This window comes from Yersinia enterocolitica (assembly GCA_002082245.2).
Taxonomy (GTDB): domain Bacteria; phylum Pseudomonadota; class Gammaproteobacteria; order Enterobacterales; family Enterobacteriaceae; genus Yersinia; species Yersinia enterocolitica_E.
The window spans coordinates 2,029,281-2,044,506 of record NBTC02000002.1 but is presented as its reverse complement, the minus strand read 5'-3'; the positions used below and the strand labels follow the sequence as shown (position 1 = coordinate 2,044,506).

The following is a 15,226-nucleotide window of genomic DNA, read 5'->3' as shown; positions in this document are numbered from 1 at the left end:
AGAGAATAAGGCTATGCCTAGGCTGATCCCCGAAAACCAGTGCACCTCTACTGGCTGGCATAGTTCCCAGATTAATGAGGGCATGAGGTGGCGTATGGGTTTGATTGCCAAAACTGAAAAAGAATTTAAAGAGCAAATGAAGGCTATTGAAATTCAGTTGGAAAATTCAGAATCGTTATTTACAACACTTAGCGAGATTAAATTAACACCTCGTGGTATTGCCGAAATTATTGATGTAAAAAAATATGATGAGATAACCAAAGATTTTGAACCAATACAGTATTTGGTAGCATTCGAGAAGCGTCGTGAGGTTTTTTATTCACTAAATTATATCGAAGAGTTGAAAAAAGAGAGCTACGAGCAATATCTGGATGGAGGTAACGACTTTCTAAGCAAGGAGGAATACGAAGTTGATAAAAAGGAAAGAATATATGCCGAGTTTTTCGATATATCAGACACAGTAACCAAAATTTTAGCTGGGGATAATGCGAGTATTTATAAAGAGGATCTTAAGTACACAACTGGATGGCAAAGACAAGTTCCAGTTAAACTCATTGATATGAAAATTATAGCATTTGAAAATCAACTCAATGGTTTTTTTGGAGGAATGAATGATAAAGATAACAATCAAATAATCTCCGAAATTATATCTGGTAGTCCAAATGGTGATCACATTAAGGCGTTGAAAGAAATCCCTGACGGCTATGGATGGCCTCAATATGGGCTAAATCAAAGGGTTTGGGCTGAAGTAGACTTGAATACGCCAGATGATATTCTTTTTGACAGCTTCAAGAAATTTGTAAACGAAGCAAGGCAATTTCCCACTTTTCAGGACACCTCAGTACCTTACAAAATGTTTTCCGACGGAGTTGTTAAATCTTCTCATATCAATAAATGGAATTCGTTAAAGCTTTTGGCCTATTTTGATTTAAAAATACTGTCAACTATCACTAATTCAAAACTCACAATGAAAAACTATGGTGATATCTTATTTTATGACGATTACGATGTCGATACGACAGAGAAAGTAAGGAAGACATTAGTTCCTATGGCGAATGAAGTTATGAGTAGTGGTTATCTAAACAATTTACTAAAGAAAATCCTTTCGGAAAGTTAAATTAAAAACTTTTTCCGGAAGAAATCATAATAATTTCTTTCCGGTATATTATCTTTTTTTTTATTCCCTTCACTCATCATATCTAGTGGTACAAAATCACTTCTGAAGGCTAACGAAGTCTATAAACGTGACTCGTAATCTAAAGGGGTGAATAAATGTCTAATACACTCATTCGCATGAATGAAGCAATGCGCCGAACTGGGTACGGGAAAGCGTGGATCTATCGCCTAATATCAGAGGGGCTCTTTCCCAAACCAGTAAAAATCGGTACCCGCTCTATTGCCTTCGTTGAAAGCGAAATTGACGAATGGATCAACCAACGTATTGCTGAATCCCGCAAGGAGGTCGCCTAATTATGTATATAGGGTGTGCATTACTTGCGTGTACTTGCATTCGGTTTAATCCAACATTTGATTTCCGTCGCTACAGCTACCAAATGATTTAACGAAGGATAATTCAACATGAAAAAATTAAATGCCTTAATTGGCAGCGGCCAAACTCACTCTGAATTTAGCACTACCTCTAATTCCATTGTGCTGAAGTTTAAAGATCAAACTGTAATTCCTTTTGATCATGGTGATGGGAAGATTTGGGTAACAGCTAAAGAGTCGGCTAAGTTGCTAGGCTATGCCAATGCGAAATCAGTTACCAACTTATACAACAGCAACTCAGATGAGTTTACCGCCAGTATGACCGAGGTCATTACAACAGTGACCTCGGGAAAAACAATGGGTTGCAATAATCTTAAGACGAAAATACGTATTTTCTCTCTTCGGGGTTTGCACTTACTTGGATTGCTGGCTGAAACTCCTGTTGCCAAGGATTTGAGGCGTTGGGCTTTGGATTTAATGGACAAAGAGTCAGGGGGATTGGTCGCTGATACTCGCCTGACGCTCCAGCAGATGCAGAACATTGTTGCTACGGCTTGGAAATCATCCAATGAAGACTCTTCTGATGCTGGTAGGCGCTTACGCAAGCGCCAAGATGATTTACCTGTACTTCAGAAAGCCCAGAAATTGGTTGATGAGATAGGGCAAATCCCTTTTGAGTTTATTGGCGGTGGCAAGCTGGGGATACAGTAATTATGTCTCAGATTATAGCTATCTCGGTGATTTCGGGTCAGTTGAAAGTAAGTAATACTGACGCTCAAAATTTAAACTACGAAACTTCCGTAGTACCTGGTGCAAGCAATCTATACCAATCTCCAGAATATAGTGGAGATCACCACTCAGCCAAATATTTAGCTCAGCAGTCATTACCCAAATACTCTGATTTATCGAGTTTAACGGAACTGCAATTCGGTTCAGGCAAAGAAAAGGGTAGCACTGTGAATGCTACCCTTTGGGATTACTCAGATGGTTCTGCTTTGGACTTCTTGCGCTGTTCAATTTTGAGTTTACGTCCGCATGCCTCAAGTACCCAAGAAGAGAAGCTAGCACTTGGGTTTTCTTCTTTATCGCGTTCTACTCTTGCATCAATTTCTTCGATTAAATCGTTGGGAAATCGAATCCCTTTGTATGTTGATTTATTGTTCTTGTGGCCTGTCGCCATGGTGCCCGCCATTTGGAGTTTCTTCAATAGGATCGACAATACAACAAGATTTAAATTTAGTGAAGTGTTTAAACAAAATATGGTTGACGTGTTTAAACAAACAGAGTTAACCTGTTTAAACACCTTATCCACAGGTAAGGCACAGGTAATAAACAAAATAGCGACGCCTCAGAGTGCGGGAACACTGTTGAGGCGTCTCACCACCAACGTTAACGTAAGTAACGAGGTAGCTATGTTAAATCATACCCAAACTCGCCCTAAATTTCAGTATCTCTTTCTCGCAGTGTGTCGTTCTGACTTGAACGCTAAGCCACACCGTGAATCAGTCACTGCCCATTCTGAACAAGATGCCCGTCGCTCCCTGGCTGGTCAGTTCGTACTTTCCTTTGCTGGTCGTATTCCTGCACAGGGGGTATGCAATGCTTAAAAAATACCGTGTTGAATTTAGCGCATTAGACGCTGCTGGTGGTGCTCTCAAACTGTCATGGCGTGGTGAAGCTGAAAGCCTTGATAAAGCATCTGCCACTGTTCTCTTGGGGGCTACAGAGCGCCGGTTAAGCAACGTTCAGATCACCAGCATCATGCAGCTCCTTGATGAGGATGATATCTACCCACCTTCATACAAAGAAACTCAAGCCCTGATTGCTGAACTGATGGGCAGCCATGGTAAGCCAATCCCTGACACCAGCGAGAATGTATCCCGCACTCGGTTACTTCGCGTTAAAGAAGGTCTGCTTCATTTGTTGACGGTTGTTATTCCTCTGATTGAGAACGAGCAGCAACGGTTGCAGGTGTATTGGTGGGCAGAGGCGGTACATAACATCGTACGGTTTGAAGAGCATGATGCGAAAAATGAGCAGGGGGTGTGCAATGTCTAAAAAAACTGAACTGGCTCCGCTAGCGGCCAAAGATTTGCAGGTTATTGAGTATCGCGGTCAGCGTGTGGCAACCACCGAGCAGCTTGCGGCTGGGTATGGCACAACGGTGATTCGTATTCAGCAAAACCACCATGAAAATAAATCCCGTTTTGTTGAGGGTAAGCACTTCTTCAAAGTGGTTGGTACTGAACTCAACAATTTGCGACTAGTTTTAAGCGAACTGCAAATCTCGCCAAAAACTCGCTCACTTATGCTCTGGACTGAGCGCGGTGCGGCCAATCACGCGAAGATGTTAGAAACGGATCAGGCGTGGGACTACTTCAATGACCTCACTGAGTTTTACTTCTCCCGACGTGATGCATTGCCAGCACCTGCAACCATTCCCGACCTCAGTCGTCTGGAAATCCTTCAACTGGCTATCGACTCCGAGCAAGGCCGCTTAGCTGAAAAGCAACGCGCCGATAAAGCTGTTCGCACCAAAGGTCAGATTAGCCGGAAACGTGAAGCCAGCGCCCTCGGCAAACTAAGTGCCGCGACTCGCAAATGTCGTGTACTGGAAGAACGGCTGGGGGAAAGTACAAAGCATGCCACGGTGAAAGCGGTGGAGAACGTGACTCACTTGAAGTTCGCATGGCATCCATTGCGCAAATGGTGTCTTGAGAATGGTTTTAAACCAGAGATTGTGCCTGACCCACAGTATGGCTCTGTAAAATCATGGCCTCGCGAAGCATGGCTGGCAGTACATAGCATCAATCTGTCCGATGTTATGGGGGTGACTCATGGATAAATTAGCGCCCTGCGAAGTTTCCGATCTTCTCAGTGAAATTGCTTCAATTTTAAAAGTCAGTTCAATGCTAATTGCTAGTGAGGATGGTAACGACACGGGTTATGAACTTCTTTGGATCGCTCAGGAACGCGCTGAAAAAGCGGCGAAAAATATTAAGGGGGTGAATTATGGGCCAGCCACAGCCAAATGATCGTTACAAAGACAGTCATGGCTCATTGGTCACTGTCGATTCCGTTGCCTTTAATCGCGTTACCTTTAGCCGTGACGGATATTCATCGCCCTGCATTATGCCGCTGGCACGGTTCGTTACTGAATTTACCTTTATCTGGAGAGCATAACCATGAAAGCCAGTGAATCAGTACCTCTGGATATTGCCACGCATAAGGCTGGTCAATTAAATGCTCTCTTGCTGTTGATGTTTGAATCCAATGTTGAATTAGATACTACTGACGAAAAGGAATTACTAGGTCTAGCACTGGATCTCGCCGGGCCAGTTGCGGTTCATTTGCTTGAGCGGGAGGCCGGACAAAATGGAGCGCCTTGATAAAGCCAATAGCTAAATGCCCTGTATTTAATTAGTTAGCATTCCAACATCTCAAAAATGACAGCCATCAGGCTGGGGACTCGCTCGGCCTGATGAAAGGAAAGGATATATTTATGACGAACCTGAATCATTCAATCGAATTAAATCGTAAACATATTGCAGTGGCATTTATCGCTTATTGTCAGAAACGAAATAGAGGCGAATCCATTGCCAATGTCATTATTAATTCTAGAAAGGTTGTTGTTCTGGAAAATTTAACTGAGGCAGCAATTTGTAATTGCCTTATTCATTCTTTGGAAGTGCTTTGTTTTCAGGAGTTCGGGCGTGATGACGGCTCGCGGATTCTTGTGGAAACCTACACTCAGATGCTGAGTAAAGATAACAGTAAATTGACACCGCACGGCGTCGAGACAATGACGGAAGTCATGAAGGCTACAGTCGTAGAGACTTTGGCTAATCCTCAAGATAACCGGCATGGGCTGGTATTCAGTGGGGGAAACGCAGCATGACTAAATATATGGTAGGACAAACAATTCCTCTTTATGGAATTCCTAGTATCACGATTCATGTGTTGCGAAGCGATGTGTGGTTACCTTTGATTGAGGTCCCTGTAACTGAAGTTTATCAACGGATTGATGCCGGTGAATTTGATAATTCAGCAATAACAGGTTGCTTACATGCTGCTCTGGCAAGATACATCGATAGCTTAAAGGTCGCCGCTTACGAGGAGGGAGTCGATGAAACAGCCCATTGATTTGATCCGTGAAGTTACGGCTCAGGCCACCAACCGTTGGCGCGATATTCTTGGTTATCTCGGTATTGATGTACCGGAAAGACCTCGCGACCATTCTGCTTGTCCTGCATGTGGTGGCAAAGACAGATTCCGATTTGATGATCAGGATGGACGTGGGACTCATTTCTGTAATCAGTGTGGTGCCGGTGATGGGCTTGAGCTGGTACAGAAAGTTAAGCAATGCACCTCCACTGAGGCGGCGGTCATGGTAGCAGACGCACTGGGAATGGATCCCGACTCGCGAGTGTCTGCGACGGTGCCTGCTAAATATGTAAAACAGCCGGTACAACCCGGTATCCCGATAGCGGATAAGGTTGCGGAGTTGGTGGCGAAAACGGTACCTGGCGAATCTCAGTACCTACTTAATAAGGGGCTTCCAAGCCCCCCTCAAGCCCTATTGAGTGACGGTTCTTTGCTGCTGGTACTGCAAACAATGGAGGGTGTAGTCACGGGTGCGCAAGTGATTAAGCCTGATGGTACCAAACGACTGATATCCGGCACCATCAAGAAAGGTTCATTCATTCCAGTGAGACTTCCAACTGCACTGAATGATGAGCTGGTTGTAACGGTGTTAATTGCTGAGGGTAACGCAACCGGCGTTACAGTTTCGTTACTGAGTGATGGGGTTGTGCTGGCTGCTATTGATGAAGGGAACCTGATCCATATAGCGAAAGCCTGCCGGGAACGTTGGCCTGATGCGAAAATTATCATTGCTGCTGATAACGACCTTAAACCCGGTGAAAAGAATGTCGGGAGGGAGTCTGCTGAAAAAGCGGCTACCGCTGTGAATGGCTGGGTTGCCTTACCACCGACAGACCATAAAGCCGACTGGGATGATTACCGTCAGCAGTATGGACTGGATACGAGTATTACCGCGTTTGCTGATTCTCTATATCAACCACATATTTTGGCAGAAGAGGTGCCTCCGGTAGCGGAGCCTCAGGATGTCAGGCGTCCCTATGTTGATGAGCGTAAAGGGGGCATGTATTGGGTTGAACCCAAACTGGATAAAAGTAACGGCAATATTACGGAAAGAGAAAGTTGGCTGAGTGACCCGATATCCGTTGCGGGGATAGGTGAAGACGATAACGAGCGGTATCTGATCCTCTCCTGGACGCCGGAGGGTAACAGTACCGAACGTTCAGAAGCTTTACCCATGCGTGACATTGGCGAGCGGGAAGGCTGGTCGCGGCTGCGAGCTGGTGGTTTATCTATCACAGCCAAAAGTGGATTACGGGCAATACTGGCTGACTACCTGCAACGCAGTGGAGAGCGGCAGCTTTGGACAGTTGCCAATGCTACTGGCTGGCAGTGCGGTGCATACATCATGCCGGATGGTTCGGTGATTGGCGCACCTGCAACCCCGGTACTCTTTAATGGTCGCTCATCGGCGGCAAAAGGCTACACCACTAAAGGGACCCCAGAGAGCTGGCGCAACAATGTGGCCAAACTTGCTCGAGGTAATCCCTCCATGATGTTGGGTATTGCCTGTGCCTTTTCTGCTCCGCTGATTGGTTTGGCTGGTGCGGATGGTTTTGGTGTTCATTTATTCGGTGGCTCCTCCGCGGGTAAAACCACGACGGGTAACGCGGCTACCACTGTTTATGGTGAACCCGAAGCGCTGAAACTGACGTGGTACTCAACAGCATTGGGCTTGGTAAATGAGGCTGCGGCGCACAATGACGGTTTTATGCCGCTGGATGAGATAGGGCAAGGCAGCAATAAACGCGCAGTTGCTGATGCTGCTTACGCCTTATTTAACGGGGTTGGCAAAATTCAGGGGGCCAAGGAGGGCGGTAATCGGGATGTGAAACGTTGGCGAGCAATGGCATTCAGTACAGGTGAAATCGACCTTGAGAGTTATATCCGAGCTGATGGAGGCAAAGTGAATGCCGGTCAACTGGTGCGGTTATTAAATGTCCCTATTACCAAAGCAACTGAATACCACGGCTATAAGGACGGTAAAGCGCATGCAGATGCTATGCGAGATGCCTGTAAAGACCACTACGGTGCGGTAGGGCGGGCATGGATAAAATGTCTAGCCAGCCAGAAAGAAGTAGCAGCGAAAGCTGTCAGGGATGCGGAACGTCGGTGGATAGCATTATTACCCGATGAAGCCAGTGAGCAGGTACGCCGTGTTGCATCGAGGTTCGCCATACTGGAAGCCGCTTTGCTGCTTTCCAAACACCTTACCAGTTGGAGTGAGCAAGAGTGCCGTGACGCTTTACAACATAGCTTTAATGCATGGGTTAATGATTTTGGTATGGGTAATCGTGAATCAAAAGCATGGGCGGAACAGGCTGAATCTTTCTTGCAACGCTTCGGTTATAGCCGTTATTTACCACATCCTGAAACGGATCCGCGAGATTTACCAATAAAGGATTTGGCGGGATATCGAGAGAAAAAGCCGGGACTCGATACATTGGTATTTCATACTTTTCCCTCAGTCTTTCGAAACGAGATTGCCGTAGGTGCCAATGCGGTGGCTTTTGCTCAGGCTCTCGTGGATGCCGGTATGTTGGATAAACCGAGCAAGGGGATCACTAAGAAAACGCTCAGAATTGACGGTAAGCAGCCTCACTTCGTGGTGCTCATGATGCCTGATGATTTGGAGGAGTAAGCAGATTGCCTCCATTTGAACTGACCTGAATCGGATAAATCATTCTCTCTGGCGGGGTATTACACCAATGCCCTGACAGAGAGTAAAAGAATACAGGGTATGCATATCATGAGAATGACAATGACAAAAGAATTACGTGCTGAGGTATTTCGGCTTAAACAGTCAGGCATCGGTTATAAACGGATAGCTGACATGACTAACTTGAATCTGAGCACAGTCAAAAGCGCCTGTAAGCGGTCTGGATTATTTGCTGATAATCCCGAGCATGTCGCGATGTTTGAGATACCAGAGAAGCAATACAGCACTGCACTTATAGTGCCAAAGCCGTTACCTGTACAGCGGCGTATTACGGGAGACAGGCAGACCGACGCCTATTTATGGGTGTTGGAAGTTATCAATACCGGCGAACCGGGACATATTGCCGCCGCAGAGGAAGCCTTGCACAAACTGACTATCTCCCCCAAAGATGCTCGTGATAATTACACTCGTTATTTGGAAGCGAATGGTGCGGGATGGACTGCCAGCTTTTCCACAATGATGATGGGCGACCCGCAGCATTATATAGACAGGGCCAGAACCCAATTTACTCGTGCAGCAGAAGTCAGGGGGACATTTGGCAGCTATGAGGCTGCATTGGAACCTACCAAAGCTGAACAACTCATGGAGATGGTCTGTGGTGATATTTATGATAATGATTTTGGCTGGACACCTAAGGAAAAAAAGGAGGGATGTATTGAGGGTAAGCGAGTTACTGAGGTATGGGACCTGCGAGCGCAAGCGTCAAAGGGTTTCGCTGGGGTTTTACCAGAGCCTCATACACTGTCTGATGTTGTAAGAGAATTTCAGTATTGGCAATGGTTATATACGGTGCGTAATGCTGCTTGCAAAGAAATGGACCCTGGTGGATATGGTTATGATTGCGACGGCCCTATATCAGACCGTGAAACCTATCTTGATAAGAAGCTTGAAATCATCCGCCCTCGCCATCAACGAGAGGCACTGGATGTATTGAAATGGTATTTGCAAAGTGAGCGACATCAGGATTTTATTGGCTCAAATAGTGATGCGGTATATCTGAATTTGATAGGAGTGCATGAGTGCGTATAGGGGATGCAAAAGCAGAAGCATTGGAATAGACGGGGGATCTGGTGATGAATGCACCTGTAATAAACGACTTTGTTAAATAAATCAATTAACGTCGCCTAACGTGCTGCTATCGTGGCAGATATTACCGTTATTTCCTCATTTATCGTTACGATTTATGATAATATATCTACATAGCTAATCAATATAAATAGTGAGTCGTATATTAAATACGGCTCGCTTTTTTATTGGGTAACGTCCAGGAATTCAGAGGGGTATCCATAATATGCGTGATATTCAATTGGTATTAGAACGCTGGGGAGGTTGGGCTGCTAGTGATAACAGCCAGGTAGATTGGCAACCAGTCGCCGCAGGGTTTAAAAGTTTATTGCCGAACACTAATAAATCAAGACCTCAGTGCTGCGATGATGATGGCATTATGATTGATGGCTGTGTGGCACGACTGAAAAAGTACAAACCAGAAGAATATGAGCTGGTGATTTTGCATTATGTATTTGGTGTTTCACTGCGCATGATAGCCAAAAGACGGAAATGCTCAGATGGGACAATCAGAAAAGAGATGCAGACGGCGCAGGGGTTTATTGGTGGGTGTTTAGCAATGTTAGATATTCGTTTAGATATATAATAATGAGGAAGAGGAATAAATAAGAACTGTTAGTAAGTTGATCTCATTATAATAAAAGAGACTCTTAGTCTCTTTTATTATCTGAATCATTCTTGTCTGTATGAAAATCTTGACTTTCGTTAAATTCCACATGATTAAGTTTTACCTTTTGCTTATCATCATGCATTTTATCTATCATAAAGTGCATACCAAGCACTGTTGTGCAAAGTATATTCATTACTATGAATAAGTATATAGTGACGAAAGTCTGCTTTACCAGTGTAATATTAATCCATGCTATCTTAGCGATAGTTGGAGCAAGAAGTTGTAACCCGCCACCAATAAAATAGAGCAGAATGCTGGAAAAAGCTAAATAACCAAAAAGATATGTAAGAAATTTCCTTCTGGTTAAGCTAACCCCTTTTAATGTGGGAGGGGTACCATCCATTAAATCATCCATTCCATCTTTTTGAAAAGTAGCAACTGCTGCCATCGAAGCAATGTAAAATCCTGATAAAATTTGTAAAATCCCATTAACAACAGAGATTAAGCCATCCTTGCTAAGGATCGCGATGGGCTTGTCTAAAGATAATAGGAAAAGTCCAATACTTATAGAAGCAAGTGCTGGAATCCAAAAATCGAAGACCCTTTTTTCAGGGTGGCAAATCCTTATGTAATTGATAGGAGTTGCAATTTTACTTAAAGCACTCATAACCCCTCCCAATAAAATCCATCGTTTGCCATGTCTTCTATTTTAACAGTAAAACGTTCATTTTTGTAGCAAGTTGTGCATGAATCTGCTTTTGGCACATTTCTATTATATCTGTTAATATTATTTTCTCTTTCTCCGAAAATATAGTATCAGCAATATCCTCTATGGATTTCTCATAAGAAACATCAATTTCATCACTTATAACCCGCTTATTCTGATCCTTTCTTGTTAGTTTTAAATTGGAATATTCCATGCCTCTAACTAGATCACTTGCCTTTTTCACAAGATCGATTGCTTTTTGGCCGCGCGTTTTTTTAAATGCCAAGATCATTGTTTCTTGAATCACATGAATATCGCCATCTTCGTCCAACTTTTTATTGTTTTTATACCTTACTGCCGTCATGCCCGTAAGAACACCAGTTTTCAATGATTCTTGAAGTGTTTTTGAAGCGTAAGGAGTAATATTAATAATTGGTCTGCATTTTATTTCGCGTGACTTATTACCTTCTTTACGTTCAAAAGTGTAGTTGGTTGATTCAGATATCATCCAAGTTAATGCACTAGAGATTAACGACTTCGTCAGTCCGGGAACCTCTTCTACTATCGCTTTATACAGATCAGGGAATAATTCAGCGTTGTGAGGAGTGTGCTTTATGCAAATATGACAAGTAATCGCTGGGGCTTCATCATCAGCTCTGTCAGCTTTACGCGACTCCCCTGTTTTCTTGTTTGCAAAATGCGGATCTGACGCTTCTGAATTCGCATATTGAAACAATATAGTTGTATGTCCTTTGGCATCATCTCTTTTCATATCCACTATTCGCACGGTAGATTTTCCAGCACCGATGCTGTAAATGGCTTTGTTTGCTTTGAACATAGCCTGAACAGCTAATAATGCATCTGATGCGGGCATAGTGGGGGCATCTTTAGGTGTTCTTCCTAGTTCGACCTCACATTGAACAACATATCTATCATAATTACCTAAAAGCATATCCAATCCTTAGAGCGGAAAAAATAAAATACAAGATACATGAAAATAATTAACGCGTACGCAAAAATGTCTGTACTGTGATAAGGATAGTTACTTTGTTACGCAGCTTACATAATTTAAAAGACCTCGCTTCGGCAGGGTTTTGTCATTTTGTGACGCATAGAAACTATAAACATGGTTATGTTTACTCTTTGTTTATAATTACAATGTAAATTATACAGTGCTGTGATAGTTACTTTGTAACGATTGTTGGCTCAGTCATCCTACCCGTGAAGCTAGCTATCACAGCACCAAATTCAAAGCCTCGGTTAATTGCCGGGGTTTTGTAATTTCTGGAGCCAGATAATGTCGAAGAAGATCATCGAGGGTTTGTCATTCCACCCAGCAAACGAGAAGCTAACGTCTGACATGGACGGCAAAACAGTATTATTGCTCAATCCTTGCGATGGTTATCATATTGGCTACGTGCGTGACTCAGATGGCTATACCGGTATTTATACCTGGCTAATGAGTGAACTGACACCGCATGATTTCTATGTCGCATGGGCGTTATTGCCAGACAGCATTGAGTTGAGTAATAAATTTGAAGACCAGAAAGAGTCTCGCTTATACTGATTGCGAGGTATGCTCAGGTTGATACGCACTATCGACTTTCCAAAAGAAGCTGAGTATGCCTCACTGATGTGAAGTGACGGCCGGGAAAGACCGGAAACTATTTAAGTCAATTGAGCCATGCAGTCCTAAATTTAGAAATTTATTTATCATTTTTATTAACTTCTTAAAATAACAACTGACCCCGGATTTGTGCATAATTAACTCAAACAGTTCCATGCCCACTGCATGTGCAGCAAAGGCAACTAAAACTATAGAGCCAATGAGGATAATTAAGATGATTAATAGTTTTTTCATTCGTAGTCCCTTTTTTTACTCAAGAGTATTCATATAACTACAGATACGTATATAGGTAACAAAGTTCAATCACTATCCCTTTTTGTTGGTTGACGATTGTCTAACATATGGGCTGATGTATTCGCATGGGTACTGGATTGGTTAATCCAATCGTTGTGAAACAGTATCCAGCCGAATGTTGATTCTTGGGTGCAAAAAAAACTTACCACCGCTTATCTTGGTAAGGGGGGCTAATAGGCGAATACCAGGGAAGTTTTTACTGCCAGATATCATATGATTGTTTTATTTAATTAATGTGACTTAAGTTAAGTTTAATAGGTAAGTTAATAAAATTCATAAAGATATGCTTAATAATACGCATTAGTAATAGTGATTTTTATTAACTATCCAATCGCGTTAATGGTTTTATAAGCTAGAGTTAATGTATAACCAACTGGCCAGTACCACGGGCAGGCCCCCGTAACGATACCCCTTCGCTTCAGCCCCGCCTAACCGCTAGGGCTTTTTTTTCATTTCTACATTCGCCTGTGCTTCATTGAATAACCGGTTCATATCCCAATCTATTCGGAGCATTGCCTCACTAATGGTTGGTGCTCAGTCGAATGTAGTGAAGTTAGATGCTGGCATTTTTTTGCAAATTATTAATTATGGTATCGATTTAGAGAGTTTCTACCAGAAATAGCTATACTCTCGAATCCAAGAGGATTCCTGAGAGGTAAAGCATGTCAGACGTCACGTCACATTTAACGCTTGAATTATTAGCACTGAAAAAGATAGTTGCAGCGTTATATTGCACTCTGAGCCCTACAGAACGTGAGAAGCTCGATGCCATGCTAATGAACAAAAGCTCTCCAGATGGAAGTATTGAGTCGCCGTCATTGCAGCTAGATATTCAAAATAAAGTTCATAAAATCCTGCGTTAATGTGACTTCGTAGTGATGTAACAGCCGAGATAGCTCGGTTAATTATTAAGCCCTGGCATTCGCTGGGGCTTTTTCGTTTTAGCCCATCAGTCACCCAATCAACTCCACACACACATTACTGATAATGAGTGGCTGAACTGGTGGGCTAAATTTTAATGAGATAACTAACAGAGGCCAGACATGAAAATTAATTGCATAGAAGGTGGACAGATTATCTGGATGCGTAATCCAGCAACGCTGGAAGGCATGGCGAGCAACAATTATTTAAAGGACGGGACGCAAGAGAAGATCATCTCCGCCCTTGAGGATGCATTACTTCAGGCTAAAGGCGAACAATCAAGCAGGAATAATACTGATTGAGTGCCTGATATTTGCCTGACGACCAGGAGGAAGTGCGATAACAATATTCCATGAGCCAGTATTTGGAACGGTTACATGTGCTGGGAACTGGCTAAAGAATCCGCCGTGATAGTTGAATCCACGGTTATTCTTATAGTTGTTAAAGTCATTATCGGTCATAACGAGCACATTCACTTGATGTGAACATTCAACCGCAACAGTATCGCCTCTGTCGAGGTGTTCTTTTGTATGTAAAAAACTCATTAAATCTCCATTTTAACTAATTAATAAAGATAATAATTTAGAGGTGTGTGTGCCTCTACTTTCCATAATAACGCCTTAATTACTGTTTTAATGTGCCTTATGTCATATTAGAAACACTAATGATATGTCAAAATTAACCAGAATCAAGGCTGCGCTATTGCGTGGCTTTTTTTATTTCTTACGCCCGGATAAGGGGTGTCTATGAACGATCAAACCCCACCGGGATTCGTGGTGACTTCAATGAGCTGGATTGCTGACAACGCCCCGATTATTTACACCGCAGCCAGCGCATTTTCGATAGCAGTGATGATGTCAGTAAGAGACGGTAAACGATGGATTTATTCAATTATGGGCGGCTGCGTTTGCGCCCTGATTGCATTAAGTCTCGGAGGGTTACTTGAACACTGGGGGCTTCCTTCTGCTGCCGCTCCAGCTATTGGCCCGGTAATAGGTTTTATTGGTGCAGATAAAATCCGCGAAATTATTTTGAACATTATTGAGCGTCGAACTGGCGCTAATACAGAGAAATAAGCCATGAAAAATTTCAGATTTAGCCAGCGAAGCGAGAATAACCTGAAAGGCGTTAACGCTAATCTGGTGAAAGTGGTTCGCCGCGCCCTTGAGCTTTCGGCTGTTGATTTCGGTGTTATCGAAGGTGTCCGTACGGTAGAGCGGCAAAAAGAGCTGGTGGCAACTGGCAAGAGCCAGACCATGAATAGCCATCATATTACTGGACACGCTATCGACGTATTTGCTTACCCAACCGCAAGCGGCTCATGGGAATGGAAATACTACGAACAGATAGCGGCTGTGTTCAAACAGGCCGCTAAAGAAGTTGGCGTTCCTATTGAGTGGGGCGGCGACTGGAAGACGCTGAAAGACGGCCCTCACTTCCAGCTTCCATTTAAAGACTATCCGGCATGAACCGCGTAACAGCAATACTCGCGGCTGTCCTGATAGCCATCTTCACTGGATTGGTCTGGTTAGCTTTTCACTACTACGGGCAATCAGTTGAGAAGGATAAAGCCATTGCTACAGTAACCGGTGAAAGGGATGTAGCCCAATTCACGCTAGGAAACTACACCACGTC

At 43.4% G+C, this 15,226-nt stretch carries 24 protein-coding genes; 19 read left to right on the top strand and 5 right to left on the bottom strand.

Annotated features, from left to right (window positions below; genetic code table 11):
* The first annotated feature begins 13 nt into the window (after positions 1 to 13).
* The 3 genes from A6J66_010885 (at position 14) to A6J66_010875 (ending at position 2,199) form a co-directional block, all read left to right on the top strand.
* Entirely contained in the window at positions 14 to 1,117 is a 1,104-nt protein-coding gene (locus A6J66_010885) for a hypothetical protein (protein ID PNM24641.1), read from the top strand.
* Positions 1,118 to 1,272: 155 nt separating this feature from the next.
* The gene (locus A6J66_010880) at positions 1,273 to 1,470 is read left to right on the top strand and encodes an AlpA family transcriptional regulator (GenBank protein PNM24640.1); all 198 of its coding nucleotides are present in this window, start codon (positions 1,273 to 1,275) and stop codon (positions 1,468 to 1,470) included.
* Positions 1,471 to 1,647: 177 nt separating this feature from the next.
* Complete coding sequence (locus A6J66_010875) at positions 1,648 to 2,199, top strand: hypothetical protein (protein PNM26979.1); 552 nt, start codon at positions 1,648 to 1,650, stop codon at positions 2,197 to 2,199.
* Between the two features lie 265 nt (positions 2,200 to 2,464).
* Here A6J66_010875 and A6J66_010870 read toward each other — a convergent pair whose 3' ends face one another.
* Complete coding sequence (locus A6J66_010870; GenBank protein PNM24639.1) at positions 2,465 to 2,668, bottom strand: hypothetical protein; 204 nt, start codon at positions 2,666 to 2,668, stop codon at positions 2,465 to 2,467.
* Positions 2,669 to 2,900: 232 nt separating this feature from the next.
* Between A6J66_010870 and A6J66_010865 the strand changes: the two genes are divergently transcribed.
* The 11 genes from A6J66_010865 to A6J66_010815 all read left to right on the top strand — a co-directional run bounded on the left by A6J66_010865 (position 2,901) and on the right by A6J66_010815 (position 10,019).
* A complete protein-coding gene (locus A6J66_010865) occupies positions 2,901 to 3,095 on the top strand; it encodes a host cell division inhibitor Icd-like protein (GenBank protein ID PNM26978.1) in 195 nt (64 codons plus the stop codon).
* Positions 3,096 to 3,249: 154 nt separating this feature from the next.
* Positions 3,250 to 3,546, top strand: coding sequence for a transcriptional regulator (locus A6J66_010860; GenBank protein ID PNM26977.1), 297 nt, complete (start codon positions 3,250 to 3,252; stop codon positions 3,544 to 3,546).
* A complete protein-coding gene (locus A6J66_010855; GenBank protein ID PNM24638.1) occupies positions 3,539 to 4,333 on the top strand; it encodes a phage antirepressor Ant in 795 nt (264 codons plus the stop codon). The genes A6J66_010860 and A6J66_010855 overlap by 8 nt, the downstream gene beginning before the upstream one ends.
* Positions 4,326 to 4,523, top strand: coding sequence for a hypothetical protein (locus A6J66_010850; protein ID PNM24637.1), 198 nt, complete (start codon positions 4,326 to 4,328; stop codon positions 4,521 to 4,523). Before A6J66_010855 ends, A6J66_010850 begins: the two co-directional genes overlap by 8 nt.
* Positions 4,501 to 4,671, top strand: coding sequence for a DUF4222 domain-containing protein (locus tag A6J66_010845; GenBank protein PNM24636.1), 171 nt, complete (start codon positions 4,501 to 4,503; stop codon positions 4,669 to 4,671). Before A6J66_010850 ends, A6J66_010845 begins: the two co-directional genes overlap by 23 nt.
* A gap of 2 nt (positions 4,672 to 4,673) precedes the next feature.
* A complete protein-coding gene (locus tag A6J66_010840) occupies positions 4,674 to 4,877 on the top strand; it encodes a hypothetical protein (protein PNM24635.1) in 204 nt (67 codons plus the stop codon).
* Between the two features lie 113 nt (positions 4,878 to 4,990).
* Positions 4,991 to 5,386 (top strand): hypothetical protein, encoded by a 396-nt coding sequence (locus tag A6J66_010835; GenBank protein PNM24634.1) that lies wholly within the window; start codon positions 4,991 to 4,993, stop codon positions 5,384 to 5,386.
* The gene (locus A6J66_010830) at positions 5,383 to 5,631 is read left to right on the top strand and encodes a hypothetical protein (protein ID PNM24633.1); all 249 of its coding nucleotides are present in this window, start codon (positions 5,383 to 5,385) and stop codon (positions 5,629 to 5,631) included. Before A6J66_010835 ends, A6J66_010830 begins: the two co-directional genes overlap by 4 nt.
* The gene (locus A6J66_010825) at positions 5,615 to 8,290 is read left to right on the top strand and encodes a DUF927 domain-containing protein (protein PNM24632.1); all 2,676 of its coding nucleotides are present in this window, start codon (positions 5,615 to 5,617) and stop codon (positions 8,288 to 8,290) included. Before A6J66_010830 ends, A6J66_010825 begins: the two co-directional genes overlap by 17 nt.
* 99 nt (positions 8,291 to 8,389) lie before the next feature.
* Positions 8,390 to 9,397 (top strand): hypothetical protein, encoded by a 1,008-nt coding sequence (locus A6J66_010820; protein PNM24631.1) that lies wholly within the window; start codon positions 8,390 to 8,392, stop codon positions 9,395 to 9,397.
* A 262-nt stretch (positions 9,398 to 9,659) separates the two neighbouring features.
* On the top strand, positions 9,660 to 10,019 hold the full coding sequence (locus tag A6J66_010815; GenBank protein ID PNM24630.1) for an antitermination protein: 360 nt from the start codon (positions 9,660 to 9,662) through the stop codon (positions 10,017 to 10,019).
* A gap of 64 nt (positions 10,020 to 10,083) precedes the next feature.
* Here A6J66_010815 and A6J66_010810 read toward each other — a convergent pair whose 3' ends face one another.
* On the bottom strand, positions 10,084 to 10,710 hold the full coding sequence (locus A6J66_010810; GenBank protein PNM24629.1) for a hypothetical protein: 627 nt from the start codon (positions 10,708 to 10,710) through the stop codon (positions 10,084 to 10,086).
* A gap of 37 nt (positions 10,711 to 10,747) precedes the next feature.
* The gene (locus A6J66_010805) at positions 10,748 to 11,701 is read right to left on the bottom strand and encodes a hypothetical protein (GenBank protein PNM24628.1); all 954 of its coding nucleotides are present in this window, start codon (positions 11,699 to 11,701) and stop codon (positions 10,748 to 10,750) included.
* A gap of 345 nt (positions 11,702 to 12,046) precedes the next feature.
* Here A6J66_010805 and A6J66_010800 point away from each other — a divergent pair, with 345 nt between their 5' ends.
* On the top strand, positions 12,047 to 12,316 hold the full coding sequence (locus A6J66_010800) for a hypothetical protein (GenBank protein PNM24627.1): 270 nt from the start codon (positions 12,047 to 12,049) through the stop codon (positions 12,314 to 12,316).
* A gap of 60 nt (positions 12,317 to 12,376) precedes the next feature.
* Here A6J66_010800 and A6J66_010795 read toward each other — a convergent pair whose 3' ends face one another.
* Entirely contained in the window at positions 12,377 to 12,610 is a 234-nt protein-coding gene (locus A6J66_010795; protein PNM24626.1) for a hypothetical protein, read from the bottom strand.
* A 722-nt stretch (positions 12,611 to 13,332) separates the two neighbouring features.
* Here A6J66_010795 and A6J66_010790 point away from each other — a divergent pair.
* Positions 13,333 to 13,533 carry a hypothetical protein gene (locus tag A6J66_010790; protein PNM24625.1) on the top strand — a complete coding sequence of 67 codons (201 nt, stop codon included), beginning with the start codon at positions 13,333 to 13,335 and terminating at the stop codon, positions 13,531 to 13,533.
* A gap of 180 nt (positions 13,534 to 13,713) precedes the next feature.
* The gene (locus A6J66_010785) at positions 13,714 to 13,893 is read left to right on the top strand and encodes an Rrf2 family transcriptional regulator (protein PNM24624.1); all 180 of its coding nucleotides are present in this window, start codon (positions 13,714 to 13,716) and stop codon (positions 13,891 to 13,893) included.
* On the opposite strand, the gene A6J66_010780 is transcribed toward A6J66_010785, so the two are convergent.
* Complete coding sequence (locus A6J66_010780; protein PNM24623.1) at positions 13,870 to 14,136, bottom strand: DUF1883 domain-containing protein; 267 nt, start codon at positions 14,134 to 14,136, stop codon at positions 13,870 to 13,872. The genes A6J66_010785 and A6J66_010780 overlap by 24 nt on opposite strands.
* A 201-nt stretch (positions 14,137 to 14,337) precedes the next feature.
* Between A6J66_010780 and A6J66_010775 the strand changes: the two genes are divergently transcribed.
* Complete coding sequence (locus tag A6J66_010775; protein PNM24622.1) at positions 14,338 to 14,667, top strand: phage holin, lambda family; 330 nt, start codon at positions 14,338 to 14,340, stop codon at positions 14,665 to 14,667.
* A gap of 3 nt (positions 14,668 to 14,670) precedes the next feature.
* Positions 14,671 to 15,060, top strand: a complete 390-nt coding sequence (locus A6J66_010770) for a peptidase M15 (GenBank protein ID PNM24621.1) — start codon at positions 14,671 to 14,673, stop codon at positions 15,058 to 15,060.
* The last annotated feature ends 166 nt before the right edge of the window (positions 15,061 to 15,226 follow it).

Bases quoted from the DNA above. Each gene is read 5' to 3' on its own strand.
- A6J66_010790 (PNM24625.1), top strand. From the start codon at position 13,333: ATGTCAGACGTCACGTCACATTTAACGCTTGAATTATTAGCACTGAAA.
- A6J66_010870 (PNM24639.1), bottom strand. From the start codon at position 2,668: ATGGCGACAGGCCACAAGAACAATAAATCAACATACAAAGGGATTCGA.
- A6J66_010865 (PNM26978.1), top strand. From the start codon at position 2,901: ATGTTAAATCATACCCAAACTCGCCCTAAATTTCAGTATCTCTTTCTC.
- A6J66_010770 (PNM24621.1), top strand. From the start codon at position 14,671: ATGAAAAATTTCAGATTTAGCCAGCGAAGCGAGAATAACCTGAAAGGC.
- A6J66_010825 (PNM24632.1), top strand. From the start codon at position 5,615: ATGAAACAGCCCATTGATTTGATCCGTGAAGTTACGGCTCAGGCCACC.
- A6J66_010785 (PNM24624.1), top strand. From the start codon at position 13,714: ATGAAAATTAATTGCATAGAAGGTGGACAGATTATCTGGATGCGTAAT.
- A6J66_010775 (PNM24622.1), top strand. From the start codon at position 14,338: ATGAACGATCAAACCCCACCGGGATTCGTGGTGACTTCAATGAGCTGG.
- A6J66_010795 (PNM24626.1), bottom strand. From the start codon at position 12,610: ATGAAAAAACTATTAATCATCTTAATTATCCTCATTGGCTCTATAGTT.
- A6J66_010800 (PNM24627.1), top strand. From the start codon at position 12,047: ATGTCGAAGAAGATCATCGAGGGTTTGTCATTCCACCCAGCAAACGAG.
- A6J66_010850 (PNM24637.1), top strand. From the start codon at position 4,326: ATGGATAAATTAGCGCCCTGCGAAGTTTCCGATCTTCTCAGTGAAATT.
- A6J66_010805 (PNM24628.1), bottom strand. From the start codon at position 11,701: ATGCTTTTAGGTAATTATGATAGATATGTTGTTCAATGTGAGGTCGAA.
- A6J66_010830 (PNM24633.1), top strand. From the start codon at position 5,383: ATGACTAAATATATGGTAGGACAAACAATTCCTCTTTATGGAATTCCT.
- A6J66_010780 (PNM24623.1), bottom strand. From the start codon at position 14,136: ATGAGTTTTTTACATACAAAAGAACACCTCGACAGAGGCGATACTGTT.
- A6J66_010880 (PNM24640.1), top strand. From the start codon at position 1,273: ATGTCTAATACACTCATTCGCATGAATGAAGCAATGCGCCGAACTGGG.
- A6J66_010810 (PNM24629.1), bottom strand. From the start codon at position 10,710: ATGAGTGCTTTAAGTAAAATTGCAACTCCTATCAATTACATAAGGATT.
- A6J66_010840 (PNM24635.1), top strand. From the start codon at position 4,674: ATGAAAGCCAGTGAATCAGTACCTCTGGATATTGCCACGCATAAGGCT.
- A6J66_010855 (PNM24638.1), top strand. From the start codon at position 3,539: ATGTCTAAAAAAACTGAACTGGCTCCGCTAGCGGCCAAAGATTTGCAG.
- A6J66_010845 (PNM24636.1), top strand. From the start codon at position 4,501: ATGGGCCAGCCACAGCCAAATGATCGTTACAAAGACAGTCATGGCTCA.
- A6J66_010835 (PNM24634.1), top strand. From the start codon at position 4,991: ATGACGAACCTGAATCATTCAATCGAATTAAATCGTAAACATATTGCA.
- A6J66_010815 (PNM24630.1), top strand. From the start codon at position 9,660: ATGCGTGATATTCAATTGGTATTAGAACGCTGGGGAGGTTGGGCTGCT.
- A6J66_010820 (PNM24631.1), top strand. From the start codon at position 8,390: ATGCATATCATGAGAATGACAATGACAAAAGAATTACGTGCTGAGGTA.
- A6J66_010885 (PNM24641.1), top strand. From the start codon at position 14: ATGCCTAGGCTGATCCCCGAAAACCAGTGCACCTCTACTGGCTGGCAT.
- A6J66_010860 (PNM26977.1), top strand. From the start codon at position 3,250: ATGCAGCTCCTTGATGAGGATGATATCTACCCACCTTCATACAAAGAA.